We start from the raw sequence: 25,607 nt of genomic DNA, 5'->3' as shown, positions 1-25,607 counted from the left end.
AGCCTGCGAAGCGAGGTAATGATGACAAATTTCATCCCCAAGACCCATGCAATGCCGCGCGCACCGTTCGGCGGGCGCAAGGGCATCAATCTGACCCGGGCACTGCTTGGCCTGCTTGTGATCACTGCCACGCTGCCGGGCACTACCGCTCCGCTATGGGCACAGAATGACATGCGCCTAGAACAGGTGCATTTCCCGCCCGGCGCTACGGGTGCCACGATCAATGGACGGATAACAGGGAACGAATTCGTCGTTTACAAAATCGGTGCCGAGGCTGGGCAGCAGATCGCCATCGACCTTAGAGCCGACAATACCGCGACCTATTTCAACCTTTATGCCCCCGGCAACGGCCCCGGCGATGAGGCGCTGGTCATTGGCGAACAGTTGGCCACGGCAAACAGCTATGCGGGTCTTCTGCCGACGTCTGGCGAATACGGGCTATCGGTCTTTCTGTATCGCAGCGCCGCCCGGCGGGGTGAAACCTCAACCTATCGGATCAAGCTTTCGGTTTCGGGCGACACCGGCGAGGTGGCGGAGGGCGATTTTGCGGATGGTCTGCAGGGCGGCCCCGATTTCTGGGCCGTTCAGACCAGTGGTGGCCCCCTGACGCTTCGGGCAGAAGCCTCGACTGGCGCTGGTGTTGTTGCGCGTCTTGCCACTGGCACGCCGCTGCGGAACCTGGGATGCCGCATGGCCGAGGGGCGCCGGTGGTGCAATGTCGCGACTCTGTCGGACCCGGGCCTTGAAGGCTGGGCAGCAGGAGAGTTTCTGGTCGAGGGAAGCGGCGACGGCGTGGCAACCCAGCTTCCCGACATGCTTCCAGTGCCTGCGGATGGCGAGGATGCGCTTGTGCCGGGCACGGATTTCAACGCCACCGGCACGGTTGATTGCGCACGGACCGCCGGGGCTCTGACGGAAAGCTGCGCGTTCGGGGTCACACGACAGGGCAATGGCAATGGCGTCGTGACCATCGAATGGCCGGACGGCAGAAGCCGCGTGATCGTCTTCGCGTCGGGCGAGGCGGTCGCCTATGACCAGTCCGAAGCAGAAAAGGACACCGCGATGTCAGCGGTTCGCGACGGCTCTGACAGCATTGTCACTATCGGACAGGAACGCTTTGTCATCCCCGACGCGGTCATCTGGGGGGGCTGATACGGCGGCGGAACTCTCGCCCAGACGACGAAACGATTGCAACAATCAACCGAAGGACCAACAACATGAACAGAATAGTTTTGGGTTTTCTTGCCGTCGCCTCTGCTGCGCTGGGGGCAGCCTCGGCGGCATCGGCCGCGGACGAGTCGCAGATGATGACCATCTGCAACACCTACGCCGCCCATCATCTTCATGTCTCGCCCAGCGATATCGTCAGCCTGACCTACGAGGGAACAAGGTCGGACGGCACCCATGCGGTCAATGGCAGCGCCTCGAACGGCCAAACGTTCCAATGCTCGTTCAACCCCGCCGGCAGGCATGTTGTTCACTGGACGCATACGGCACCGACAAGCTGCCCGGTGGATGTCTCCGAGGCTGATCGCTACCTCTACCCCGCCTGCGAATAGGTGATGAATGGCGCGGCCCGCGGGCTGTGGCAGGCAGGGTGCCACATGGGGTTTGCCTAATAGATGCGCGGAAGACCCGGGCTTCGGATCTTCCGACGACTGCCGGGGATCATGCCAATCTGTGGCACTCTATGGTCTTCCGTCCCGGTGACGGGCTGCGGGTAGCGTTCTTGGAAAGTTTCGGCCCACTTAACACGCCGATCAGCCACGACAGAAACGACAATGAAAGGAGATCACCAATGAAGAAGGTTCTAGCTACAGCGGCGGCGGCGGCACTTGTGTTGCAGATGTGGAGCGGTGCCGCGCTAGCGGACAAGAAGAGCGACGAATTCGCGCTTGCAGCCGCTGCAATTCTGGGCATCGCAGCCGTTTCACACAAGGAAACGCACTATCGCGACGGCTATCGCCCCAAGGATGCGGCCGAAACTGCGGACTTTGAACGGGGCTATCGCGACGGGCTGCACAATGTGGCTTTTGACCCGGCCAACAGCAGCACGGCATTTGCGCAGGGCTATGACGCCGGGCAAAAGGAGCGGGCCAACAGTCTTTCCTACAAGACCAGCAACGTGAAGGGGGTCAAGGTTCCCCAGGCGGCCATGAATTCCTGCGTGAATGACGCCGCATCCGCGATGAGTGTCGGCCGCCACCAGATTCATGTCGTCAAGGCGGGCCAGGAGGGGGCGGACAACTACTACATCGAGCTCGCATCCGGGCATAAGCATCTGGTCTGTTCCGTCAATGCCAAGGGCGAGATCTTCGACACCCGTTACGGGCGGCTCTGACGGTCTTTGGTGAGGTCCTTTTCGTCACGCACATCGGGCGGCTCGTTGCCCGGCCTTGGCAGCTTGCCGAGGCCGGGTGAAACTGTTTGATAGCTTCGGCCGGACCGTGCCATCTGTGCTGCCTGACGCAACCTAGACGCCTCTCTTACCCTCTAGGAAAGCATCGAACTCCGATCTTTACCGCTGGGATGTATGAGCGCCGGGCGGCCCCGAACCGGGCATTCGTCATCGCCGCGGCGAAGGTCCGCTTTCCGCCCTATTCCGCCTTAAATGAAGATCCCGGCTCGGAAACAACACCTTTACCTGCTCCTTCGGGTGCCGCGCAGATGCCTGTTTCAGGCTTGGGCTGCCTCTGTCGAAATCAGGCAGAATCGGCGGCACAATGAGTCAGCAAATGTTCCCGGTCGGGAACAATGCTGTGTTCCTTCGTTGCGGGTCGTCCAAATATTCCCCCTCGGGAACACTTCCTTTGACCGAACAGGGCGCTGGTGGTTATCTTCCCGCTCGGTAACACACCGACGGCCGCCACGCTGCGCTGAAATCGATGCGGGATCTGGCGAATGCCGATTTGGTCAGGCTGACGATTACTGACCCGCGCCAGATTTCGGCCTTCTTGACTATTGTGAAGGGATGACCATCCGAGAAAACAACGCCTCAAACCCTGCTCCAACCGCGGGGTTGGCGCGCCGGAATACCGATCCGAGCCCAGAAGCGGCCGCCTTTTTCCTTCCAATGACGTCGCTTCGCAGCCATTTCCGAACCCAATTTTGGCACCGATTTTGGAACCAAAAATGGCACCAGCGCCTTGAATGCAAGGGGTTTCTTTGAGATCAATGGGTTAGGGTGGTGCTGCAAGAGAGGATTGAACTCTCGACCTCTCCCTTACCAAGGGAGTGCTCTACCACTGAGCTACTGCAGCGCCGGGCGGGAAGGTTGGGCTTCCGCGATGGGCCGCGTGTTAGACTCAAAGCCGGGGCCGCGCAAGCCCTCTTTCGCCGATCTTGTGCGGGAAATCTGGACCCTGCCAGCGCTTCCCGCTATGCAGAGGCGCATGAGCCACAATCCCGATCATAACCCTATGGAAAAGCCCAAGGCGGCCAAGACCGCCAAGGCTGGGAACAGCCGGGATGATCGGCTGAAAGCGGCCCTGAAGGCGAATATGGCCAAGCGCAAGGCACAGGCCCGGGCGCGGCTTGAAACCGCACAAGACGACATAGAACAAGAAACCGAATAGGCAGGCCAGATGGACCAGATCATTGTGCGGGGCAATGGCCCCTTGAACGGCGAAATTCCGATTGCGGGGGCCAAGAACGCCTGCCTCACTTTGATGCCGGCGACGCTTTTGACCGATGCGCCGCTGACGCTGACCAATGCGCCGCGCCTGTCGGATATTGCCACGATGACCCAGCTTTTGCAGTCCTTGGGTTCGGAAGTGGCCAGCTTGCAAGGCGGCAAGGTTCTGGCGCTGTCGTCGGCCCAGATCAGCAACCACACTGCCGATTACGACATCGTGCGCAAGATGCGGGCCTCGATTCTGGTCTTGGGGCCGATGCTGGCGCGGGATGGTCACGCGGTGGTGTCCTTGCCTGGCGGCTGTGCCATTGGGGCGCGGCCGGTGGATCTGCACCTGAAGGCACTGGAGGCGATGGGGGCGGAACTGGACCTGCGGGATGGCTATGTTCACGCGAAAGCACCGGGCGGGCGGCTCAAGGGCGCGGTGATCAACTTCCCGTTTGTTTCCGTCGGCGCGACCGAGAACGCATTGTTGGCCGCGACCTTGGCCAAGGGCACGACGGTCATCAACAATGCAGCGCGGGAACCCGAAATCGTCGATCTGGCGCAATGCCTGCGGCGGATGGGTGCGCAGATCGAGGGCGAAGGCACCAGCACCATCACCATTCAGGGCGTTCAGGCCTTGGGCGGGGCGACGCATCCGGTGGTGGCCGACCGGATTGAACTGGGCACCTACATGCTGGCCCCGGCCATCTGCGGGGGTGAGGTGGAATGTTTGGGTGGGCGGATCGACCTTGTGGGGGCTTTTTGCGAAAAGCTGGATGCGGCGGGGGTTTCTGTGACGGAAACCGCGCGGGGGCTGAAGGTCAGCCGCAAGAATGGGCGGGTCAAGGCGGTGGATGTCGTGACCGAACCCTTCCCCGGCTTCCCGACCGATTTGCAGGCGCAGATGATGGCGCTGCTTTGCACGGCGGATGGCACCTCGGTTCTGGAAGAGAAGATCTTTGAAAACCGGTTTATGCACGCGCCAGAACTGCTGCGTATGGGGGCCAAGATCGAGGTGCATGGTGGTCATGCCACCGTGACGGGCGTTGAAAAACTGCGCGGTGCACCGGTGATGGCCACCGACCTGCGGGCTTCGGTCAGCCTGATTCTGGCGGGTCTGGCGGCCGAAGGCGAAACCGTGGTCAGCCGGGTCTATCATCTGGATCGGGGCTATGAGCATGTGGAGGAAAAGCTGCGGGCTTGTGGCGCGCAAATCGAACGGGTGAAGGGCGCATGACGCGGGACGCTGGCTTTGCCGATGGGGCCGAGGGTCCGCTGGCGCTGATCGCGCAGGATCATGATGATCTGAATGTGATGGCGGCGCTGGTGCAGGATGCAGTGTTTGATGGCAAGGACATGGCCTGGCAGGCCAAACCGCGTCAATTCGCCTTGTTGCTGAACCGTTTCCGCTGGGAGGACCGGGTGGCGGCGGAAAGGGCGGGGCGACCCTTTGAAAGGGTGCGCGCGGTCTTGTCCTTTCAGGATGTGTTGGGCGTCAAGGTGCAGGGCTTTGACCGCAACCAGGCCCATGCGCTTTTGGGCATGACCTTTGTTGCGGCCAAGGATGGTATGGGGCGCATCGTGCTGACGCTGTCAGGCGGCGGCCGGATCGCGCTTGACGTCGAGGCGCTGGATGCCACTTTGAAAGATGTCACACGGCCCCATGTGGCGCCATCGGGCAAAGCGCCGCAGCACGAAATTTAGGGCGAGGCCGGGGGGTTCCCCGGCCCCGTCCTGTTAGGTTAGGCCACTTCGCGAACCAATTTGTTCAGATCGCGGCGAACCTTGGCTTGGCCTTGCAACCAATCGCCTTCGGCCGCGCGATAGCCCAGTGGCAACAGCGTCACCGACCGCAGGCCCCGTTCCCGCAGGCCCAGGATTTCATCGACTTTCGCAGGGTCAAACCCTTCCATCGGTGTGGCATCGACCGCTTCAAAAGCCGCGGCCGTGACGCCCAGGCCAAAGGCGATATAGGCTTGCCGTGCGGCGTGCTGGTAATTCTCCTCGGCCGGGCGGGGCAAATACATGCCTTTCAGATTGTTGTAATAGTTCAGCAGGTTTTCGGATGCCCCACCCCGCTGCGCGGCAATGTCACCCACCACCGCGTCAATGCGGTCTTCGGTGTAGTTGTCCCAGGCAGCAAAGACCAGCAGATGCGAGCCATCCGTGATCTGCGCCTGATCCCAGGCCGCCGCGCGGATCTGTGCCCGCACTTCCGGGTTCGTCACCACAATCACCTCGAACGGCTGCAACCCGCTGGAGGTCGGCGCCAGTTGGATCGCCTCCAGAATGCGCGCCAGTTTGTCCTCGGGCACTTTGCGCGACGGATCCATTTTTTTCGTCGCATAACGCCAGTTCAGTTTTTCCTGCAACATCGTCGTCGTCCTTGTCCTATCCGGCCTCGGCGGTATCCATTTCCGCTTCGGTATATTTTTGTTACCAGATGTATTTAGGGCACTGGACAAATCCCGCAAGAGCGCACATATATGTGTCCAAGTCACAAGGATGATACCACGATGCACACCTGCCCCGAGGCGATGGGCCATTGCAAAAAAATCAATGAGGTGCTGGCCCGCGTGGGCGACCGGTGGAGCGTGCTGGTCATCTTTTCCCTGCGCAACGGCAAGCGGCGCTTTAACGAACTAAAGCGCGAGCTGAACATTTCGCAGCGGATGCTGTCGCTGACCCTGCGCGATCTGGAAAGGGATGGTCTGATTTCACGCCATTACCACCCGACGATCCCGCCCAAGGTGGAATATGATCTGACCGATCTGGGCCAATCCCTGCGCGGCCCCGTCAAAGTCATGACCGAATGGGCCTTGGCCAACCACGAAGCCATCGACACCGCCCGCGCCGCCTTTGACGAACAGGCTGCGGAAGCCGCCGCCTGATCCCGTTCATCTTTTCTTCGAAATTATCTTGGGGGGTGAGGCGCGCCCGGAAATCGGTCCAGAGGACCGATTTCAGCGCCGAACGCCCGCGCAAGCCTGCGCGGGCTGGGGAAGAGCGTCAGCGAACAGGGGGCAACGCCCCCTCGAACGCATAGGAATATGGCCAAAGGCCATGCCGTTGCCTCAGGGCATCAGCATACCACCATTCACCTCGAGACACTGCCCCACGACATAAGACGACAGCGTAGCACTCGCCAAAAACAAATACGCCCCCACGCATTCCTGCGCTGTCGCCAGCCGCCCTGCCGGAGTGGCGGCCTTTTGCGCGGCCAATTGTGCCTCGGTCGAATAGCGTTCGTGAAAAGGTGTCGTGATCACGCCGGGGGCCACCGCATTCACCCGGATGCCAAAGGGGATCAGCTCTTTCGCCATGCCGCGTGTCACATTGTGGACAAAGGCCTTGGACGATCCATACAGCCCCGCCCCGCCGCTGGCCCCATTGCGCGCGGCGACCGAAGTCGTGTTGATGATGAACCCGCCCCAGCCCGAATCCGCCGCTGTCTGTTTCAGATGCGGAATCGCCGCCTGTGACGCCACAATCACCGAACGCGCGTTCAGATCCATGATCTCATCATAATCCTGCTCGCTGGCCTGTTCGTAGGGCACCCGCCGCACCATCCCGCCCGCGTTGTTGATCAACCCGTCCAGCCGCCCGAACTGCGCCGACACTTCCGCCACCATCGCACGCACTGCGTCACCCTTCGACACATCCGCCTGCACCAGATGCACCCTGCCATGCGCTGCCGTGATTTCCTCGGCCAGATGCTCCGCCTCCACCCGGCTGGAATTGTAATGCAGCCCCACCATCGCGCCCTGCGCCGCAAAACCCCGCGCCAAGGCCGCACCAATGCCGGTCGAGGCCCCGGTGATCAGCACCGCCTTGCCCGCCAGATCGGGAATCCGCAGATCACTCATGCTTTCAGCCTTTCCTCAACTGTCGCGATGGCCCGCGCCACCGCCTGTTCAATACCCATGTCCGACGTATCCAAAACCAGCGCATCCGCCGCCGGTTTCAAGGGCGCCGTCGCCCTTTCGCTGTCGCGCTTGTCGCGTTCCACCACCTCGGCCAGCACCTGCGCGGCATCCCCCCCCAGCTCCAGCCAGCGCCGATGGGCACGCACCTGCGCGCTGGCCGTCACATACAGCTTTACCTCCGCCTCGGGGCAGATCACCGTGCCGATGTCCCGCCCATCCAGCACCGCCCCGCCCTCGGCCCGCGCAAAGCGCCGCTGGAAATCCGTCAGCGCCGCCCGCACCTCGGGGATCACCGCCACCCGGCTTGCCGCCTGCCCCGCCGCCAAGGATCGCAGATCCTCGCGCGCCAGATCGTCTGGCACCAGCCCCCGCGCCGCCAGCACCGGATCGCCGCCCAAGGCGCCCACGGCCCGGTAAAGCAGCCCCGTGTCCAGATGGGCAAAGCCGAAACGGGCGGCCACGGCCCGCGCAATAGTGCCCTTGCCCGCTGCAGCAGGCCCATCAATGGCCACGGTAAAGATCATTTATCCCTCACTTTCCGCCACTCTAGCCTCTGCGCCAGAAATGCGAAAGCGCTGGCCTTTCTCTGCGCCCCTGCCCGCCGATCAAGGGTCAGCGAAAGGAAACCCCATGCGCCTCACCCTGCTGCATCCGCCCCATACCGCCATCGGTTCCCGCGTTCCCCGCGAACATCTGCCGCCCTTTGGTCTTTTGTCCATCGGCGGCCCCCTGATTGACGCAGGCCATGCCGTGCAACTGATCAACGCCGATATCGGCCCCATGCCCGATTGGCTGATCCTGCGCCGCGTGTTGCAATCCGATCCACAGGCCGTGCTGATTGGCCATTCCGGCTCCACCTCGGTCCATCCCACCGCCTGCCATCTGGCCCGCCAGATAAAGGCGCTGCGGCCCGATGTGACGATCCTCTATGGTGGGGTCTTTCCCAGCTATCACTGGGCCGACATTCTGCGCGACCATCCCGAGATTGACGTGATCGTGCGCGGAGAGGGTGAGGCGACCACACCCCTCCTGATCCGGGCGCTGGAAACGGGCGATCTGGCCAAGGTTCCCGGCATCGCCTATCGCCGCGATGGCCAGCCCCATGCCACGCCGCCCGCCCCGATGATCCGCGATCTGGATCAACATCGCATCGGCTGGGAACTGATCCGCCATGCCGACTACAGCTATTGGGGCGGCAGGCGGGCGGTCATCCTGCAATTTTCACGCGGCTGCCCGCATCTTTGCACCTATTGCGGCCAGCGCGGTTTCTGGACGCAATGGCGACACCGCGACCCCGCCCGCTTTGCCGCCGAAATCGCCCGGCTTTACCGCGAGGAGGGCGTCACGCTGATCAATCTGGCCGATGAAAACCCAACATCGTCACCCAAGGCATGGGAAGCGTTTCTGCACGCCATGATCGCTGAAAACGTGCCGGTGACCATCATCGGATCCACCCGCGCCGATGATATCGTCCGCGATGCCGACATCCTGCCTCTCTATAAAAAGGCAGGCTGTCTGCGTTTCCTTTTGGGGCTGGAGGGCACGGATGAGGCCACCCTGACCACCGTCAAGAAGGGCGGCAGCCGCGCCAAGGATCGGCAGGCGATCCAACTCCTGCGCCAACACGGCATGATCGGCCTTTGCACCTTTGCCGTGGGCTTTGAAGAAGAACGCGACCGCGACTATGCCCGGCTTTTGCGCCATCTTCTGGCCTATGACCCGGATCAGATCATGTCGGTCTTTGCCACGCCCCACCGCTGGACACCCTTTCACGGCCAATCCGCCGGGCGGCGGGTGATCCAGACCGACCTGAGGCTCTGGGATTACAAACATCAGGTGCTGGAAACCCCGCATGTCCCCGCTTGGCGCGTCTTTCTTTGGGTCAAACTGATCGAGGCTTGCCTGCAACTGCGCCCCAAGGCGCTGTGGCGCACATGGTTCCACCCCGACCCCGAAATCCGCCATGCCATGCGCTGGTACACCCGCATGGGCCGCCGCGTCTGGATCCACGAATTCCGCGATGCTTGGCGACACAGGGCCAAGCCGGGGCAGACGGTGGCGCAGATGTGGGGCACGGATCAACTGCCGGAAAAATTGCTGGCCCGCTTGCCGCCTAAGACCACCAACGCCTGAACCAGCCCTTAGGCCGCACCATCTGCATCGGCCATTGCGCCCCCCAGATGAAATCCCATTCCTCGGGTATAAAAGCGTTAAAGCCGCTCGACCGATACAGCGTGATCTCGTTCAGCACAAAGCGCGTATCGGTCACCAGAAAATCCACCCGCGCATAATCCAGCATCGCCGCCACCGCCTCGGCCACCACGATCATCTCGGCCAGTTGCGCGGGCGCGGGCGGCGTGTCGGGCATGGCGGGCAGCTTTTCCATCTGCATCGGCAGGCGGTTCCAGTCGCGGTCGAAATAGGCCTGTTCGTGGTTGCCAAAACGGTCGCGCTGCACCTGCACTGTCGTCGCCCGGCCGCCATTCACGCTAAACTTGAAATCATCCGCCGCCCGACCATTCGGATAGCACAGCATCGGTTCCGCCAAAATCCGCGGCCTAATCGACCAATAGGCCCATTCCTGATTCCTTTGCCCATAGCGGCGTTGGCACCAGCCCTGCAATTTGCGCGCCAAAAGCCAATAATTCACCGCACTGCCATCATCACGGATCAATTCATTCCAGCCGCTGCCGTGGTTCGCCTTGACCACCACCCCCCGCCCCAAAGCCCGCAGCCAAGCCTCGGTCGGCCGCCCCGTCTGCCCCAACAACGGCAGCAGCACCTGTTCCGCCCGTTCCTCCCCAAGAACATTCCGCACATGATCCCGCACCGCGATCTTGTCCGAAAGCATCGGGAACAGCGGGTTCCGGTCATACAGCTTTCGCGCCTGAATCTTTTCGTTATGGCTCCGCGGATGCCGCAAATGCGGCCAATAACCCACCTTCTGCCGAAAATGCCAACGCAGCCAAGGCGACCCCAGCATCCGGTCCAACCGCGCCAGAACCTTCTCCCGCCGCCTTTGCCATTTCAAACGCGCAGCACTGGGCATGCAGACCCCTTTTCGTCCCAAACCGCCCCACCGCGCAAAATCTAGACTGTCCGCGCAGATCAAGAAAGTCTTTCTGTCAGAATTTCGGCAAAATCCACAGATCCCCTAACCGCCTGTCCCATTCCGCAGGATGAAACGGGTTGGTGCCGCTGCCGTTGTAAAGCGTCAGTTCGTTCAGCGCGAAACTTTCGCCCGTGTAAAGGAAATCCACCCGCAGATGGTCAAACCCCGCCCCCAACTGCCTTGCCACCTGCAACATCCGTTCAAATTGCACCGGGCGTGGCGGTGTCTCGACCCAGATGTCTTGTTTCATCCTCAAGTCGAGCCGATTCCAATCCTCGTCCAGAAACACCTGCCCATGTTGCCCAAAGCGATCCCATTCCAGATCAATCATCCCGCAACGCGCGCCGAACATGAAAAACTTGATGTCATCCGCCAGCCGCCCATCCGCCCCGATCAACAGCCGCTCCGCGACAATCCGCGGCTTGATGGGCTGATAGGCCCATTCCTGCTGCCTGACCCCAAAGGGTTCTTCCAGCCAGCGCTGGCACTTTCGCGCCACCTTCCCGGCATCAAATTTTGCATCCGCCCGCAAAAACACATTCCGGCCCGAGGCATTCGTCGCCTTCAGCGCCACGCCCCCCACCGCCATCCGCCGCACCCAAGCGACCGTCGGCTTGCCCGTCACCCCCACCAGCTCCGGCAGCGGAACCTCATCCCCCAGCCGTTCCTGCACATAGGCCCGCACCGCGAACTTGTCCGAAATGACCGGAAACAGCGCGTTCCGGTCATGCAATTTCCGCCAATGGATCTTTTCGTTAAAGGTCTTCGGATCGCGCAGATCCAGCGCATACCCATTGCCCCGCAGGAATTTCGCCCGCAGCACCGGATGCCCCCGCACCCGCTGCGAAAGATTCCACCAAAGCGTCCCCAGCCGCCGCAAAAACCGCAGTTTTCGCTGGCGCAGCCGGTTTCCCATCACCCCAGCGTCGCCCCCAGCCGCTTCATCAAGGGCACGAAAATCGGGAAGGACGTCACGATTGGCGAGGCATCATCCACCGCCACCGGCTTTTTCGCACACATCCCCAAGATCAGGAAAGACATCGCAATCCGGTGGTCCAGATGGGTCTTTGCTGTCGCCCCCCCCGGCACGTTCCCCGCACCCAGACCATGCACGATCAGCGTGTCCTCATCTTCCTCGATCACCACACCGCAGGCTTCCAACCCCCGCGCCATCGCGTCGATCCGGTCGCTTTCCTTGACCCGCAATTCTTTGACGCCCCGCATCACCGTCTTGCCCGTCGCATTCGCCGCAATCACCGACAGGATCGGATATTCGTCAATCATCGACGGCGCACGCTCTGGCGGCACCTCGATCCCCTTCAGGTCGCCTGTGAAGCGCACCCGCAGATCGGCCACAGGCTCGCCACCCTCTTCGCGCGGGTTCATGAATTCAATCGACGCGCCCATTTCGACCAGCGTCAGATACAACCCATTCCGCGTCAGGTTCTGGCTGACACCCGGCACGGTGATGTCCGACCCATCCACCAAAAGCGCAGCAGACACCGGAAACGCCGCGCTCGACGGATCACGCGGCACGGCCACGGTTTGCGGCCGCAACTCTGGCCGACCGGTCAAGGTAATCACATGGCCCTCGCCCGTGCGCTCTACATTAAGCTTCGCGCCAAAGCCCAGCAGCATCCGTTCTGAATGGTCCCGCGTCGGTTCCTTTTCGATGACCATCGTTTCCCCCGGCGCGTTCAGCCCCGCCAGCAGAACCGCCGATTTCACCTGCGCGCTCGCCACCGGCAGGGCATAACGCACCGGCACCGGGTTCGCGGCCCCCACCAAAGTCATCGGCAAACGCCCACCCTGACGGCCATAGGCCCGCGCCCCGAACAGCGCCAAGGGCTCCGTCACCCGCCCCATCGGCCGCTTGCGCAAAGAGGCATCGCCCGTGAACGTCGCCGTGATCGCTGTCGTGGCCATCGTCCCCATGATCAGCCGGACGCCGGTTCCCGAATTGCCACAATCAATCATATCCACAGGCTCGCGGAAACCGCCCACGCCCACGCCATGCACAGACCATGCCCCCGGCCCATGCTGCGTCACTTCGGCCCCAAAGGCCTGCATCGCGCGGGCCGTGTCCAGCACGTCCTGCCCTTCCAGCAATCCGGTGATTTTCGTCTCGCCCACCGCCATCGCGCCAAAGATCAGCGCGCGGTGGGAAATCGACTTGTCGCCCGGCACTTCGGCCACGCCCTTCAAGGGACCAGACTTGCTGGCCTGCATCGGTTGGGCTTCGGTATGGGCGGACATGGTGGCACTCCTTGATGGTCGCACGCCTGATAGCGGAACCACGGCGGCTTTTCCACTCCCCCTTTGGCTAGGCGGCGGCCCGGCGATAGGTCAGGTAATGCGGCACGCGCCCCTCACGCAGGGCCTTTTGCTCATAGCGGGTCGAAAACCAGTCGTCCCAGGCCGTCGGGCTATCGTTGATCCGGTCAAATCCGGCCTGCGGCACCTCTTCGCGCGATTGGCGGATATAGTCGGGGATGTCGCTGGCGATGCGGAATTCGGCCCCCGGCTGCATGGTGCGGGCCAGTTCGGTCAGATAGCCTTGGTTCACAAAGCGGCGCTTGTGGTGGCGGGCTTTGGGCCAGGGGTCGGGGTAGTTCAGGAAGGCTTTGGCAAAGACTTGATCGGGCAGCACATCAAACACATCGCGCACGTCACCCGGATAAAGCCGAAGGTTTTCCACCCCGGCCGCGCGCAGCTTGCCCAAAAGCATGGCGACGCCGTTTACGAAAGGCTCGCAGCCGATGATGTCGATCTGCGGATAGCGGGCGGCCATATGCACCAGATGTTCGCCGCCGCCAAATCCGACCTCAAGCCAAAGCGGCTTGCCCGTGCCAAAGATCGCCTTGGGGTCGATCTTGGCCCTTTCGGGGTTTTCGTCGCGCGAGACGCCGCGCAATTGCACGGCACCCAGATCATCCGCCAAATAGGTTTTTTGCGAGTTGCGCAGGGTTTTGCCCCGGACGCGGCCATAGAAGTTGCGAAACTGTGTTTTGTCTTCCATGGCCCCGATCCTTTGACGGCCTGCCCCATAGGCCTGTGGGGCTTGCGGATCAAGCCCCGAACAGATCGGCCTGCCCCCGGGGCGCGTCCAGCCCCAGATGCGTCCAGGCCTTTTGCGCCAGCATCCGACCGCGCGGGGTGCGCTGGATCAGGCCCTGTTGCAGCAGATAGGGTTCCGTCACCTCTTCAATCGAATCCCGCGCCTCGGACAGGGCCGCGCTGATGGTTTCGACGCCCACCGGACCGCCGCCGTAGTTTTCCGCCAAAAGCCGCAGATAGCGCCGGTCGCCGGCATCCAGCCCCAGATGATCGACGCCAAGCCTTGTCAGGGCCATGTCGGCAATGGCACGGGTCAGGCGGCCGTCGCCTTCGACCAGCACGAAATCGACGACCCGGCGCAAAAGCCGGCCCGCGACGCGGGGGGTTCCGCGCGCACGGCGGGCGATTTCGCGGGTGCCTTCGGGGTCGGAAGCGATGCCCATCATCCGCGCCCCGCGCGTGACGATGAGGTCAAGTTCGGATTCGGTGTAGAAGTTGAGCCGCGTTGGAATGCCAAAACGGTCGCGCAGGGGTGTGGTGAGCAAGCCCATGCGGGTGGTGGCCCCGACCAAAGTGAACTGGGGCAGGTCGATGCGGACGGTCCGCGCCGCGGGGCCTTCGCCGATCACTAGATCGAGGGCGAAGTCTTCCAAGGCTGGATAAAGCACCTCTTCGACGACAGGCGATAGGCGATGGATTTCGTCGATGAACAGCACGTCGCGCGGTTCCAGATTGGTCAGGATCGCCGCCAGATCGCCGGGACGGGCAAGGACGGGGCCAGAGGTCATGCGGAAGCCGACGCCCAGTTCGCGGGCCATGATCTGAGCAAGGGTGGTTTTGCCCAGACCGGGGGGGCCGTGGAACAGGGTATGGTCCATCGCCTGCCCGCGCTTTTTGGCGCTTTCGATAAAGATGCGCAGATTGGCGCGGGCTTCGGCCTGGCCTACGAATTCTTCCAAAGTCTGGGGACGAAGGGCGCGGTCAGCGTCTTCGGGCAGGGGTTCTGGGCGGAGGAGGGGGTCGTTCATCTTACACCTTCGGCGCCAGACGCTTCAGCGCCAGTCGGATCAGCGTTCCGGTATCCGCCCCCGGGTTTTCGCCCGACACCACGGCCACCGCTTCGGCCGCGTCGCTGTGGCCGTAGCCCAGGTTGATCAGCGCCGACAGCACATCGGCCGAAAGCGCGGCGGTGGAGGGGGCTTTGGGTGTGGGGCGGGGTTTGGGGGTTTCGACCTCGACCACCGAATCCAGTTCGGGGGCGGATTCCATCACGCCGCCCATGGCGATGGCGGCGGGGGCTTTGGATTTCAGTTCCAGCACCACCCTTTGCGCGATCTTTGGCCCGATCCCCTGCGCCGCCTGAATGGCCCGCGCATCGCCCAGGGCAATCGCCCGCGCCGTGCCTTCGGCCCCCAGCGCACCCAGAATCGACAGGGCGGCCTTGGCCCCCACGCCCTGCACCGACATCAGCAGACGGTGCCATTCCTTTTCGTAAAGCGTTGGAAAGCCGATCAGTTGCAGCAGATCCTCGCGCACGATCAGTTCTGTATACAGCGCCGCCGCTTCGCCCACCGGCGGCAGGCTGGCCATGGTCCGGTCGCTGACATGCACGATGTAGCCCACGCCCCGCACATCCAGCAGAACATGGTCGGACCCGCGATAATCCACCCGCCCCGAGATTTTGCCGATCATGCGCTGGCCCTTTGCAAGGCGGCTTCCAACTTGCCTGCCGATTGGCAATTGTAGGCATGGCAGATCGCAATCGCCAAGGCATCCGCCGCATCCGGCCCGGCAATCACGGCCCCCGGAAAATGCAGCCGGATCATGTGGTCCACCTGTTGCTTGGCCGCGTGACCCACCCCCACCACGGTCTTTTTCACAGCATTCGGCGCATATTCCCCAACCGTCAGCCCGGCCTGGGCCGGAACCAGCAGCGCAATGCCGCGCGCCTGACCCAGTTTCAGGGTGGCGACGGCATCCTTGTTGACAAAGGTGTGTTCCACGGCGGCGGTGTCGGGCGCATGATCGCGGACCACGGCGGAGAGTTGGGTGTAAAGGCTGACGAGGCGCTGGGCCAAATCGCCGTCACCGCCCGAGGAATGGCAGATGCCGTTGGCGATGTGCCGCAATTTGGACCCCTCAACCTCGATCACGCCCCAGCCGAGGTTCCGAAGCCCGGGGTCGATCCCCAATACGCGCATCCTGCCCATCCTTTTGTTCTTGGTGCAGAACTAGCACGAAAAGGGAACATCCGCCACTGGCTTTCCATCCTTTTGCGTTTGCAGCATCGAAGGCCACTAACCGTGGGGTTCGCGGCGCTTTGCGCCGTGGAAACGTAAAGATTTCGCGAATTCTGCCATGCAGCAAACGCATGTCGGCCATGCCGGAACCCCGCTTGTTGTTTGCGCGGCGCGGATCTATTTGGCTGGGCATAGGCAATGATGCCTAAGATGTATGCTGTTTATGAAAAGGAAATCCGTCATGGCCACGATCGAAACGAGCCGTCCGGCGCCGTTCGGTGCCATCACGACCTACCGCGCCATTCAAGGCGTGAGCAATATTTTCGCCGTGATCGGCGACTGGAACGACGCCCGCGTGACCCGCGCCGCGCTGACCCGTCTGTCGGATCGCGAGCTGGATGATATCGGGCTTTGCCGCGCCGATATCGAAGATATCGCACAGCGCACGCGCTGAACGCCGCAGACATGTAGGTCGGATGTAGAAAGCCGCATCAAACGATGCGGCTTTTGGCGTTTCTGGGGGTTGCTTGTGCGGGCTGACAGCGCGCATGAAAAAGCCGCGCAAAGCGCGGCTTATCCCAAAGAGTTCCGGGCGAAATCAGAAGCCCAGCTTTTCAAACTGCCCAGCCAAGGCCACGGTGATCGGATCGGCCGCCATCAGCGTGGCCCCGATCCGCTCAAAACCTTCGCCACTGCGCAGATCGTCAATGCGCGCCGCATAGGTTTCGTCGCCGATACGGGCCAAAAGCATGGCTTTCATCGCAAACCCGCAAATCAGCGCCAAAAGCACAGGGGCCAGAACCGGAATCCGCGACTTGACACTCGTGCCTTGCCCAGAAGCCACCGCTTCTGCACCAAAGCTGCGCGCGTGATCACGCTGAATACGGGCAACGCGCGAATAGAAATCCACCATGTTCGGATCGGTCATTGGAAATCCCCTGATTCCACAAGCAGCAGCCTCTTCTGCATATGGCCAAAATGTGGCGCGATCAAGGGAAATGTGTCAATTCCGTTGCATCACCAATGCGGACCATTCGCCAAGGTCTTCGCGCGCCTCAAGCGAAAAGCCTTGCGCCACATAGGCCGCGATGATGCTTTCGGCCTGCACCACCAAAAGACCGGACAAAATCACCCGCCCGCCTTTTGCCGTATTCCGCGCCATATCGGGGGAAAGCTCGACCAACGGGCCTTTCAAGATATTGGCAAAGACCAGATCATAGGGCGCGCGGGCGGCCAGATCAGGGTGGGCAAAGCCCGCCGCCTCGACACATTTCAGGCGGCCTTGCAGGGCGTTGATGGCGACATTCGCCTCGGCCACGTCCACCGCCACGCGGTCAATATCGCTGGCGATGATGGCGGCATCGGGCAGGGTCGCTGCGGCGGCCAGGGCCAGAACAGCGGTGCCGCAGCCAATGTCGGCGACATTGGCGGGGCGGATGCCTTGATCCAGCAGCCGGTCAAAGGCGCGCAGACAACCAAGGGTCGTGCCGTGGTGACCGGTGCCGAAAGCCACGGTCGCCTCAATTTGCAAGGCGACGCGGTCGGCAGGCACTTTATCGGCGTCGTGCGAGCCATAGACAAAGAAGCGCCCGGCCTCGACCGGGGCGAGTTCGCGGCGGACCTTGGCGACCCAGTCGATGTCGGGCAGCTCTGACAGGGCAAAGGGCTGCGCGCCAAAGGCCAGCGCCAGAACATCCAGCAGGACGGCATCGGGGGCCTCGATGAAATAAGCGCCCACTTCCCACAAGCCGCTGTCATCCTCGATCTCGAACACGCCAACGCCCACGGGGGCGGGGTTCATCTTTTCCAGCGCTGCGCCCAAGGCTTCGGCCTCATCCTCGCCGGGAAGGGTGGTCAGGGCGGAATAGGTGGTCATGGCGCGGCTCCGGTTTTCGATGGTTTCGCCTAAGCGCGGGGCGCGGCGCGGTCAACGGGAAAGCGGGGCTTGCGTCATGCCCAAAAGTTGGGCATTGCGGGGCCGCCGCGTGTGGGGTCGGCTAACTTGAGGAAATCATGACAGAATTGGCAGAACATAAAAACGGGCTGGCACGGGCCCTGCTGGCCTATTGTGGGGTCTTTGTTTTCACGCAGGTGCTCGTCTTCGTGATCACCTATTATTTCGACTTTGATAATCCAGCGATGGGGCTGATCATCATCATGGCCGCCTCGCTGGCCGCGGGCAATGTTTTTGCGGCACATACAAAGCGGCTGCCCAGCCGGGGCGAAAAGTTCAAGTTCGGCTTTCTGGCCACGATTTGCAGCCTTGTGCTGGCCTATGTCGCGCTGTGGGCGATGTTTCAATGGTATGGCTTGCCCTTCAACAAGGACATGATCGCTTTTGCGCTGGCAGGGGGCAATATGAATCAGGCGCAGGACGTGATGGAAATCCTGCCCATCGTCCTGGGTATTGTCGCGGTTCTTAACCTGCTTTTGGGCTATTTCTTCCTCGGCATGGGGGCCAAGCAGACCGTGAAACAGCAGGCCAAAATGGCCGGCTGACCCATCGAAACGTCGATCAGTAGAAACTCTGCGGGTCGATGTCGATCGCCAGACGAAGAGGGCTGGGCAGCTTCAGTTGGGCTGCCCATTCCGCCAAAGCGCCTTGCAGCGCCACGCCTTTCGGGGCTTTCACCAAAAGCCGCACCCGATGCCGCCCGCGTATCCGCGCAATCGGCGCAGGCGCTGGCCCCCAGACCTGCGCCCCAATACGGCGCAAAGGCTCATCCCGCCGCGCCAATTCGCCTGCAAAATCAAACACCTGCTGCACATCAGGCGAAGACAGGATCACCCCCGCCATCCGCCCATAGGGCGGTGCCCCCGCCATCCGGCGTTCCTCGGCCTCGGCCCGCCAGAACGCCTCTTCATCCCCTCCCAGAATTGCCCGGATCACCCCATGCTCCGGCTGATGCGTCTGGATCAGCGCCAGCCCCCGCCGCTCCGCCGTCCGCCCAGCCCGCCCCGAAACCTGCCGGATCAATTGAAAGGTCCGTTCCGCCGCCCGCAGGTCGGACCCTTGCAAACCGAGGTCGGCATCAATCACCCCCACCAGCGTCAGCAGCGGAAAATTGTGGCCCTTTGCGACGATCTGCGTGCCGATCACCACATCCGCCTCACCCGCCGCGATTTTCTCGATCTGCTCCTTCAAGGCCCGCGCCGACCCGAACTGGTCCGACGACAAAATCGCCACCCGCGCCTCGGGAAACCGCTCCGCCACCTCCTCGGCCAGCCGCTCCACCCCCGGCCCCACCGGGGCCATCCGCCCCTCCACCTGACAGGCGGGGCAGACCACTGGCACGGGCTTCGTCGCCCCGCATTGGTGACAGACCAGCCGCTTCAGAAACCGATGCTCCACCATCCGCGCATCGCAGTCGTCACAACCCACTTGATGCCCACAGGCCCGACAGATCGTCACCGGCGCAAACCCCCGCCGGTTCAAGAACAGCAGCGACTGTTCGCCCAAAGCCATCCGCGCCCGCACCGCCCCCGCCAAAGGCTCTGAAATCCAGCGGTTCGCGGCCAGCCTCTCGGCCCGCATATCCACCGCCCGCATTTCCGGCAGCTCTGCCGCGCCATAGCGCGCCCCCAGATCCAGCCGCCCATACTTCCCCGCATCGGCATTGGCCCAGGTTTCCAAAGACGGAGTCGCGCTGGCCAGAACCACCGGGCAACCCACCAAAGATGCCCGCAAAACGGCCATGTCGCGGGCGTTATACAGAACCCCATCCTCTTGCTTGTAGGAAGGGTCATGCTCCTCATCCACCACGACCAGTCCCAGATCACGAAACGGCAGGAACAGCGCCGAACGCGCCCCCACCACCATATCCGCCTGCCCCTCGGCCACCATCCGCCAGACCCTTCGGCGTTCCGTCATCGTCACACCCGAATGCCATTCCGCCGGCCGCGCCCCAAACCGCGCCTCCACCCGCGCCAGAAATTCCGATGTCAGCGCGATTTCCGGCAATAGCACCAAAGCCTGCCGCCCCGCCCGCAGACATTCCGCCACCGCCTCCAGATAAACTTCCGTCTTCCCCGACCCCGTCACGCCTTTCAGCAGCGTCGTCGCATAGCCGCCTTGGGCCACCATCGCCACCAAAGCATCCCCCGCTGCCACCTGATCGCCCGCCAGCCGCGCCGCCCCGGCCGGGTTCAGCCGCGGAAAGGGCAGATCCCGCGGCGCATCGCCTTCCAGCACCACCCCCGCCTTGACCAGCCCCTTGATCACCCCAGTCGAAACCCCGGCCTCCGCCGCCAATTCCACCAGCGTGACCGCCGCCCCGCCGAACGACTCCAGCACATCGACAACCCGCTGCCGCTGTTCCGTCATCCGCCCTGAAACCGGCCCCAGCCGATAAATCCGCCGCGTGGCGGGCGGCTCGCCCAGACCCGGTGCCCGCGTCGCCAGCCGCAGCATGGCGGGCAAGGGCGTCAGCGTGTAATCCGCCGCCCGCGCCAGAAAAGCCCGCAGCTCATCCCGCATCGGTGCCGCCTCCAGCACCCGAAACGCCGCCCGCAGCTTGGCCGCGTCAAACGTCCCCTCCCCCGGCCCCCAGACCACGCCCAAAACCTTGCGCGGTCCCAAGGGCACCTCCAGAAACGCGCCCAGCGCGCAGCCCCCTTCCGGGGCCTTATAGTCCAGCACCCGCCCCAAGGGTTCCACCGTCAGAACCCCGATCCGCGCCCCTTCCGCGAAAAAACCTGCCTCCAAAGCGCTTTGCACAGCCCGTCTTTGCCTTTCAACTGCGCCCTGATTGCGCTAAACCCGGCCCGAACGTGAACCGCTTTTCCAAGGATGACGCCCATGAAGTTCTTTGTCGATACCGCCGATGTCGAAGCCATTGCCGAATTGAACGATCTGGGGATGGTTGATGGCGTGACCACCAACCCCTCGCTGATCCTGAAATCGGGCCGCGACATTCTGGAAGTCACCAAGGAAATCTGTGGCATCGTCTCGGGCCCGGTTTCCGCCGAGGTTGTGGCACTCAAGGCCGACGACATGATCGCCGAAGGCCGCAAACTGGCCGAAATCGCCTCGAACATCGCCGTCAAGGTTCCGCTGACCTGGGACGGGCTGAAAACCTGCAAGGTTCTGTCGGGCGAGGGCTTCATGGTCAACGTCACCCTCTGCTTCAGCGCGAACCAGGCTCTGCTGGCCGCCAAGGCAGGTGCTACCTTCATCTCGCCCTTCATCGGCCGTCTGGACGACATCAACCTCGACGGGCTGGATCTGATCGGCGACATCCGCACGATCTATGACAACTATGACTTTGAAACCCAGATCCTTGCCGCCTCGGTGCGTTCGGCGAACCATGTCAAGGATTGCGCCCTGATCGGCGCCGATGTGGTGACGGCACCGCCGTCGGTGATCAAGGGCTTGGCCAGCCATGTGCTGACCGACAAGGGTCTGGATCAGTTCATGAAAGACTGGGCCAAAACCGGTCAGAAAATCCTCTAACGCGCCTTACGGCACAAAAATCAAAAGGCCCCGGATCCCATCCGGGGCCTTTTTCATGCGCCAAAGCACAAAACTATTTTCCCACCGAAAGCCGCCGGTAAACCGTCCAGGCCCCCAGCACCAAGCCCAGGATGATCCCGTTCGACACCAGCCCCACCAGAACCTGCCGCAGCATCGGTTCGCCCAAAGTCTGCGGCATCGTCATCGGCAGCATCACCGCCACAAAGATCACCCCCGCCGCCAAGGGAATCCAGGTTCCCGTCTGCGCCCGCGTCCGCAGCATCGTGGCGAACAGGGCCACGATCAGACCGATGCGAAACAGGTCAGACAGTTGCAGGGTGATCAATTCGGCTGTGGTCATGCGCGTTCCTCCTGCCACGATTGGCCCCGGAAACACGCCACAGGTCAAGTGCTGAAAGCCCCGCCACGGTCATTCACCGCGGCCCCCTCCCCCCTGTGGGGGAGGGATGGGGAGGGGGGGCGCAACATCACCCGCGGAACGGATCATCCGGATAGCGCACCCCGGTCAGATACAACCCCTGCGGCGGGCAGACCGGCCCGCAGGCCCGGCGATCCTTCGCCTCCAGTGCCGCCTTCACATCACCCGGAGTCCAGCCCCCGGCCCCCACCCGCTCCAACGTGCCCACGATCGACCGCACCTGATTGTGCAGGAACGACCGCGCCCGCAGCCGGAACACCACTTCGCGCCCGTTCGGATAGGCCACTTCCTCGATCCGAATTTCATCCAGCGTCTTCACCGGGCTTTTCGACTGGCAATGCACCGACCGGAACGTGGTGAAATCGTGCAAGCCCACCAGATGCCCCGCCCCCTCGCGCATCGCCGCCACGTCCAGCCCATGCCCCACCTGCCAGACCCGCCCCCGGTCGTGCGTCACCGGCGCACGACGCATGACAAGGCGAAACAGATAACGCCGTTCCATCGCACTGAACCTTGCATGGAAATCTTCAGAAACCCGCGCGCAGGCGACCACCGCCACAGGTTCGGGTTTCAGATGCCAGTTCAAAGCCTCCATCAGCCGGAACGCATCCCAATCCTTCACCAGATCACAATGCGCCACCTGACCCGTCGCATGCACCCCCGCATCCGTCCGCCCCGCCGCCGCAATGCGCGGCACGCCGGGTTCCAGCCGCGCCAAAGCCCGTTCGATGGCCGCCTGAACCGAGGGTTGGCCTTCGCTCTGGAACTGCCAGCCGTTGAAAGGCGTTCCGTCATATTCGATCATCAGGGCGTATCTGGGCATCCTTGCCGGTTAGCCGATCATCGCCCCGCTTTCAATCGGGCGCTTGGCATCCTATGTCTTGGGAAAAGAGGGGCGAATGGCAGGCGGCTTCATCCAAAGCATCGGCGACATGGCAGAGGCCCTGACCAATCCCTTTGGGGACAACACCCTGCGTCTGGGCGTCACGGGCCTGTCGCGGGCAGGCAAGACCGTGTTCATCACCTCGCTGGTGAACAACCTGCTGGAACGCGGTCGAATGCCACAACTGCGTGCGCAGGCCGAAGGCCGGATCGACGCGGTTTTCCTGCAACCCCAGCCCGACCTGACCCTGCCACGTTTCGACTATGAAACGCATCTGGCGGCCCTGACCGGCGACAACCCGCATTGGCCGGATTCGACGCGGGCGGTGTCGGAATTGCGCCTGTCCTTCCGGGTGCAGCCGGGCGGCTGGTTCGCGGGCTGGCGCGGGCCGGGGGAACTGCATCTGGATATTGTGGACTATCCCGGTGAATGGCTGCTCGACCTTGGCCTGCTGGATCAAACCTATGCCCAGTGGTCGGATGAGGTGCTGACCCGGCTGGCGAAACGCCCCGAAGGCGCGGACTTTCTGGCAACCGCGCGGGCCGAGGATGGCGCTTTGCCCCATGCCGAAGACCGCGCCAAACTGCTGGCCGACCGCTTCACCGCCTATCTGCACGCGGCGCGCGCGGCAGGCCGTTCCGACTGCACACCGGGGCGCTTTCTTCTGCCCGGCGATCTGGCGGGCTCCCCGGTGTTGACCTTCGCCCCCCTGCCCCTGCCCGGCCAAACCCCGCGCGGCAGCCTTTGGCGCGAAATGCAGCGGCGCTATGACGCCTATGTTTCCCGCGTTATCCGCCCCTTCTTTCAAACGCATTTTTCCCGCATCGACCGCCAGATTGTGCTGGTGGACGTGTTGGAGGCCGTGCACCGCGGGCCGCAAGCGCTGGAAGACCTGCGCCGCACGATGGCCGATGTGCTGGATGCCTTCCGCCCCGGGCGCAATGGCTTTCTCGACCGCCTTTGGAATGGCAGGCGCGTCGAAAAAATTCTCTTCGCCGCCACCAAAGCCGACCATCTCCACCACACCCAGCACCCCCGCCTGCAAGCCGTGTTGCGCGCCATGGTCCAAGACGCCGAACAGCGTGCGGCGTTTCGCGGGGCACGGGTCGAGGCCCTCGCCCTCTCCGCCCTGCGCACCACGGTTGAGGAAACCGTGACCCGAGACGGCCTCACCCTCGACATGGTCCGCGGTCGCCTCCTTTCAGATGGTCGTCAGGTCGCGATGTTCGCAGGCGACCTGCCCGAAGACCCCGCCCGCCTCATGGCCTCCGCCCGCCAAGGGGCCGAGGCTTGGCTGGATGCCGAATACGCCCTCATGCACTTCGCCCCCGCCCGCATCAGCCGCAAACCCGGCGAAGGCCTGCCCCATATCCGCATGGACCGCGCCGCCGAATTCCTGCTGGGGGATCGCCTGTGACCCCCACCCTCCGCGACGCCCGCCCCGACGACGCCCCGGCCTTGGCCGCCATCCTGCGTGCTTGGCTCGATGAAACCCCTTGGATGCCCAAGCTCCACACCCCCGACGAAGACCGCGTTTTCCTGCGCAACCTCATCCACACCCAAACCGTCCGCGTCGCCGAAGACACCAAACCCCTTGCCTTCCTCGCCATGGATCGCGGCCTGATCGGCGCGCTTTACGTCGCCCCCCCGGCCCGCAACATGGGCCTCGGCGCCCTTCTCCTCCAAGACGCCCAACAGCGCGAACCCCATCTCACCTGCTGGTGCTTTCAGGCCAATCTTGCCGCCCAGCGCTTCTATCTCCGCCACGGTTTCACCACCGCCCGCGAAACCGATGGCGCGTTGAATGAGGAAAACCTGCCCGACCTTTGCCTCGTCTGGTCCCGCCCCAAGGACGCCGCCCATGACTGACCCCAAACGCCCCCTCCTCATCGACTGGGAGGGTGAGGCCGACCCCGCCGCCGCCGACCCCATCCCCGAGGGCCCCCTTCAGGGCCGCGCCATGCAGCAACTGGCCATGGCCACCGCCGCCCGCCGCCGCTCCACCCTGTCCCGCCTCGCCCTCTGGACCTTTTCCACCCTCGCCACCTTTGTCCTCTCCGTCGCCGCCTGGGATTTCGTCACCGCCCTTCTTCAGCGCGACAGCCTTCTGGGCTGGATCGCCTTTGCCCTTGTCGGCGCGGCCCTCCTCGTCACCCTTCTCCTTGCCGCGCGTGAGACCCTCGCCTTCTTCCGCCTGTCCCGCCTTGGCCATCTGCGCCAAGCGGTCGAGGCGGCCCATGATCTGCCCAAGGCCCGCGCCGCCACCGACGCCATCCTTGGTCTCTACACCCACCGCCCTGATCTTGACTGGCCCCGCGCCCGCCTCACCGAACGTCGCCCTGAGATTTTCGACCATGACGCCCTGCTGTCCCTCACCGAAACCGAACTCATGGCCCCCCTCGACCAGGCCGCCCGCCGAGAAATTGAGGCCGCCGCCCGTCAGGTCGCCATTGTCACCGCCCTTGTCCCCCTGGCCCTCGCCGATGTCGCTGCCGCCCTTTGGGCCAATCTCCGCATGATCCGCCGTCTGGCCGAAATCTACGGTGGCCGCTCCGGATCGCTGGGCAGCCTCGGCCTTCTGCGCCGCGTCTTTGCCCATCTGATTGCCACCGGGGCCGTCGCCATCGGCGATGACATGATCGGCTCTTTCGCCGGTGGTGGTGTCCTCTCGCGCCTCTCCCGCCGCTTTGGCGAGGGTGTCATCAACGGCGCCCTCACCGCCCGCGTCGGCGTCGCCGCGATGGAACTGTGCCGCCCCATGCCCTTTGTCGCCCTGCCCAAACCCAAGGTCACCAATCTGGTCAGCCGCGCCCTCACCGGGCTTTGGAACCGGGAAGAGGTTCGGAATTCCTGACTTGGCAACCAAGGCCCCTTCGGCG

29 protein-coding genes and 1 tRNA gene are annotated in these 25,607 nt (G+C 63.2%); 14 read left to right on the top strand and 16 right to left on the bottom strand.

Going from position 1 to position 25,607, the window contains the following annotated elements:
• Positions 1-21: 21 nt before the first annotated feature.
• The 3 genes from IE095_RS08095 to IE095_RS08085 all read left to right on the top strand — a co-directional run bounded on the left by IE095_RS08095 (position 22) and on the right by IE095_RS08085 (position 2,341).
• Positions 22-1,152, top strand: a complete 1,131-nt coding sequence (locus tag IE095_RS08095; RefSeq protein ID WP_189411122.1) for an SH3 domain-containing protein — start codon at positions 22-24, stop codon at positions 1,150-1,152.
• Between the two features lie 65 nt (positions 1,153-1,217).
• On the top strand, positions 1,218-1,559 hold the full coding sequence (locus tag IE095_RS08090) for a hypothetical protein (RefSeq protein ID WP_189411121.1): 342 nt from the start codon (positions 1,218-1,220) through the stop codon (positions 1,557-1,559).
• Positions 1,560-1,798: 239 nt separating this feature from the next.
• Positions 1,799-2,341 (top strand): hypothetical protein, encoded by a 543-nt coding sequence (locus IE095_RS08085; protein ID WP_189411120.1) that lies wholly within the window; start codon positions 1,799-1,801, stop codon positions 2,339-2,341.
• Positions 2,342-3,185: 844 nt separating this feature from the next.
• On the opposite strand, the gene IE095_RS08080 is transcribed toward IE095_RS08085, so the two are convergent.
• Positions 3,186-3,260 (bottom strand) — tRNA-Thr (locus IE095_RS08080).
• Between the two features lie 132 nt (positions 3,261-3,392).
• Here IE095_RS08080 and IE095_RS08075 point away from each other — a divergent pair.
• Genes IE095_RS08075 through IE095_RS08065 form a run of 3 tightly spaced genes read left to right on the top strand, consistent with a single transcriptional unit; the run spans position 3,393 to position 5,323 of the window.
• The gene (locus IE095_RS08075; protein WP_189411264.1) at positions 3,393-3,575 is read left to right on the top strand and encodes a hypothetical protein; all 183 of its coding nucleotides are present in this window, start codon (positions 3,393-3,395) and stop codon (positions 3,573-3,575) included.
• 9 nt (positions 3,576-3,584) lie between these two features.
• Positions 3,585-4,856: a UDP-N-acetylglucosamine 1-carboxyvinyltransferase gene (murA, locus tag IE095_RS08070; protein ID WP_189411119.1), complete on the top strand. Its 1,272-nt coding sequence runs from the start codon at positions 3,585-3,587 to the stop codon at positions 4,854-4,856.
• Complete coding sequence (locus tag IE095_RS08065) at positions 4,853-5,323, top strand: DUF2948 family protein (protein ID WP_189411118.1); 471 nt, start codon at positions 4,853-4,855, stop codon at positions 5,321-5,323. The genes murA and IE095_RS08065 overlap by 4 nt, the downstream gene beginning before the upstream one ends.
• Positions 5,324-5,361: 38 nt before the next feature.
• Here the strand turns inward: IE095_RS08065 and IE095_RS08060 are convergent, their stop codons facing one another.
• Entirely contained in the window at positions 5,362-5,994 is a 633-nt protein-coding gene (locus IE095_RS08060; protein WP_189411117.1) for an NAD(P)H-dependent oxidoreductase, read from the bottom strand.
• Positions 5,995-6,135: 141 nt separating this feature from the next.
• Here IE095_RS08060 and IE095_RS08055 point away from each other — a divergent pair, with 141 nt between their 5' ends.
• Entirely contained in the window at positions 6,136-6,510 is a 375-nt protein-coding gene (locus tag IE095_RS08055) for a winged helix-turn-helix transcriptional regulator (RefSeq protein WP_229804632.1), read from the top strand.
• 183 nt (positions 6,511-6,693) lie between these two features.
• On the opposite strand, the gene IE095_RS08050 is transcribed toward IE095_RS08055, so the two are convergent.
• On the bottom strand, positions 6,694-7,485 hold the full coding sequence (locus tag IE095_RS08050) for an SDR family NAD(P)-dependent oxidoreductase (protein WP_189411115.1): 792 nt from the start codon (positions 7,483-7,485) through the stop codon (positions 6,694-6,696).
• The gene (locus tag IE095_RS08045) at positions 7,482-8,069 is read right to left on the bottom strand and encodes a (d)CMP kinase (RefSeq protein WP_189411114.1); all 588 of its coding nucleotides are present in this window, start codon (positions 8,067-8,069) and stop codon (positions 7,482-7,484) included. The genes IE095_RS08050 and IE095_RS08045 overlap by 4 nt, the downstream gene beginning before the upstream one ends.
• 106 nt (positions 8,070-8,175) lie before the next feature.
• Between IE095_RS08045 and bchE the strand changes: the two genes are divergently transcribed.
• The gene (gene bchE / locus IE095_RS08040) at positions 8,176-9,678 is read left to right on the top strand and encodes a magnesium-protoporphyrin IX monomethyl ester anaerobic oxidative cyclase (protein WP_189411113.1); all 1,503 of its coding nucleotides are present in this window, start codon (positions 8,176-8,178) and stop codon (positions 9,676-9,678) included.
• Here bchE and IE095_RS08035 read toward each other — a convergent pair.
• From IE095_RS08035 to ruvC, 7 genes are all read right to left on the bottom strand, one after another.
• Positions 9,659-10,594, bottom strand: coding sequence for an ATP-grasp fold amidoligase family protein (locus tag IE095_RS08035; protein WP_189411112.1), 936 nt, complete (start codon positions 10,592-10,594; stop codon positions 9,659-9,661). The genes bchE and IE095_RS08035 overlap by 20 nt on opposite strands.
• A 76-nt stretch (positions 10,595-10,670) precedes the next feature.
• Positions 10,671-11,573, bottom strand: coding sequence for an ATP-grasp fold amidoligase family protein (locus IE095_RS08030; RefSeq protein WP_189411111.1), 903 nt, complete (start codon positions 11,571-11,573; stop codon positions 10,671-10,673).
• A complete protein-coding gene (gene aroA, locus IE095_RS08025) occupies positions 11,573-12,913 on the bottom strand; it encodes a 3-phosphoshikimate 1-carboxyvinyltransferase (protein WP_189411110.1) in 1,341 nt (446 codons plus the stop codon). Before aroA ends, IE095_RS08030 begins: the two co-directional genes overlap by 1 nt.
• 67 nt (positions 12,914-12,980) lie before the next feature.
• A complete protein-coding gene (gene trmB / locus IE095_RS08020; protein ID WP_189411109.1) occupies positions 12,981-13,676 on the bottom strand; it encodes a tRNA (guanine(46)-N(7))-methyltransferase TrmB in 696 nt (231 codons plus the stop codon).
• Positions 13,677-13,725: 49 nt separating this feature from the next.
• Positions 13,726-14,742: a Holliday junction branch migration DNA helicase RuvB gene (gene ruvB / locus IE095_RS08015; RefSeq protein ID WP_189411108.1), complete on the bottom strand. Its 1,017-nt coding sequence runs from the start codon at positions 14,740-14,742 to the stop codon at positions 13,726-13,728.
• Between the two features lies 1 nt (position 14,743).
• Positions 14,744-15,406, bottom strand: a complete 663-nt coding sequence (gene ruvA, locus IE095_RS08010; protein WP_189411107.1) for a Holliday junction branch migration protein RuvA — start codon at positions 15,404-15,406, stop codon at positions 14,744-14,746.
• Complete coding sequence (gene ruvC, locus IE095_RS08005) at positions 15,403-15,915, bottom strand: crossover junction endodeoxyribonuclease RuvC (RefSeq protein ID WP_189411106.1); 513 nt, start codon at positions 15,913-15,915, stop codon at positions 15,403-15,405. The genes ruvA and ruvC overlap by 4 nt, the downstream gene beginning before the upstream one ends.
• A 280-nt stretch (positions 15,916-16,195) precedes the next feature.
• Between ruvC and IE095_RS08000 the strand changes: the two genes are divergently transcribed.
• The gene (locus IE095_RS08000) at positions 16,196-16,408 is read left to right on the top strand and encodes a DUF1127 domain-containing protein (protein ID WP_189411105.1); all 213 of its coding nucleotides are present in this window, start codon (positions 16,196-16,198) and stop codon (positions 16,406-16,408) included.
• Positions 16,409-16,552: 144 nt separating this feature from the next.
• Here IE095_RS08000 and IE095_RS07995 read toward each other — a convergent pair whose 3' ends face one another.
• The gene (locus IE095_RS07995; RefSeq protein WP_189411104.1) at positions 16,553-16,882 is read right to left on the bottom strand and encodes a hypothetical protein; all 330 of its coding nucleotides are present in this window, start codon (positions 16,880-16,882) and stop codon (positions 16,553-16,555) included.
• Positions 16,883-16,957: 75 nt separating this feature from the next.
• Complete coding sequence (locus IE095_RS07990; protein ID WP_189411103.1) at positions 16,958-17,830, bottom strand: 50S ribosomal protein L11 methyltransferase; 873 nt, start codon at positions 17,828-17,830, stop codon at positions 16,958-16,960.
• Positions 17,831-17,967: 137 nt separating this feature from the next.
• Between IE095_RS07990 and IE095_RS07985 the strand changes: the two genes are divergently transcribed.
• Positions 17,968-18,453: an ABZJ_00895 family protein gene (locus IE095_RS07985; protein ID WP_189411102.1), complete on the top strand. Its 486-nt coding sequence runs from the start codon at positions 17,968-17,970 to the stop codon at positions 18,451-18,453.
• 16 nt (positions 18,454-18,469) lie between these two features.
• Here IE095_RS07985 and IE095_RS07980 read toward each other — a convergent pair whose 3' ends face one another.
• On the bottom strand, positions 18,470-20,671 hold the full coding sequence (locus IE095_RS07980; RefSeq protein WP_373295404.1) for a primosomal protein N': 2,202 nt from the start codon (positions 20,669-20,671) through the stop codon (positions 18,470-18,472).
• A gap of 81 nt (positions 20,672-20,752) precedes the next feature.
• Here IE095_RS07980 and fsa point away from each other — a divergent pair, with 81 nt between their 5' ends.
• On the top strand, positions 20,753-21,406 hold the full coding sequence (gene fsa / locus IE095_RS07975; RefSeq protein WP_189411101.1) for a fructose-6-phosphate aldolase: 654 nt from the start codon (positions 20,753-20,755) through the stop codon (positions 21,404-21,406).
• Positions 21,407-21,479: 73 nt separating this feature from the next.
• On the opposite strand, the gene IE095_RS07970 is transcribed toward fsa, so the two are convergent.
• Together IE095_RS07970 and truA are read right to left on the bottom strand one after the other, a co-directional pair.
• Positions 21,480-21,767 carry a hypothetical protein gene (locus IE095_RS07970; RefSeq protein ID WP_189411100.1) on the bottom strand — a complete coding sequence of 96 codons (288 nt, stop codon included), beginning with the start codon at positions 21,765-21,767 and terminating at the stop codon, positions 21,480-21,482.
• A gap of 127 nt (positions 21,768-21,894) precedes the next feature.
• Positions 21,895-22,668, bottom strand: a complete 774-nt coding sequence (gene truA / locus IE095_RS07965; protein WP_189411099.1) for a tRNA pseudouridine(38-40) synthase TruA — start codon at positions 22,666-22,668, stop codon at positions 21,895-21,897.
• A gap of 76 nt (positions 22,669-22,744) precedes the next feature.
• On the opposite strand from truA, the gene IE095_RS07960 reads away from it, so the two are divergent.
• From IE095_RS07960 to IE095_RS07950, 3 genes are read left to right on the top strand one after another with little or no spacing between them, the layout of a single operon-like run.
• Positions 22,745-24,145 (top strand): YcjX family GTP-binding protein, encoded by a 1,401-nt coding sequence (locus tag IE095_RS07960; protein ID WP_189411098.1) that lies wholly within the window; start codon positions 22,745-22,747, stop codon positions 24,143-24,145.
• A complete protein-coding gene (locus tag IE095_RS07955) occupies positions 24,142-24,597 on the top strand; it encodes a GNAT family N-acetyltransferase (RefSeq protein WP_189411097.1) in 456 nt (151 codons plus the stop codon). Before IE095_RS07960 ends, IE095_RS07955 begins: the two co-directional genes overlap by 4 nt.
• Positions 24,590-25,582: a YcjF family protein gene (locus IE095_RS07950; RefSeq protein WP_189411096.1), complete on the top strand. Its 993-nt coding sequence runs from the start codon at positions 24,590-24,592 to the stop codon at positions 25,580-25,582. Before IE095_RS07955 ends, IE095_RS07950 begins: the two co-directional genes overlap by 8 nt.
• The last annotated feature ends 25 nt before the right edge of the window (positions 25,583-25,607 follow it).

Source organism: Neogemmobacter tilapiae, from assembly GCF_014652215.1.
Lineage (GTDB): Bacteria > Pseudomonadota > Alphaproteobacteria > Rhodobacterales > Rhodobacteraceae > Neogemmobacter > Neogemmobacter tilapiae.
The sequence above is the reverse complement of the archived record's forward strand: the minus strand, read 5'-3'. Positions and strand labels throughout refer to the sequence as shown.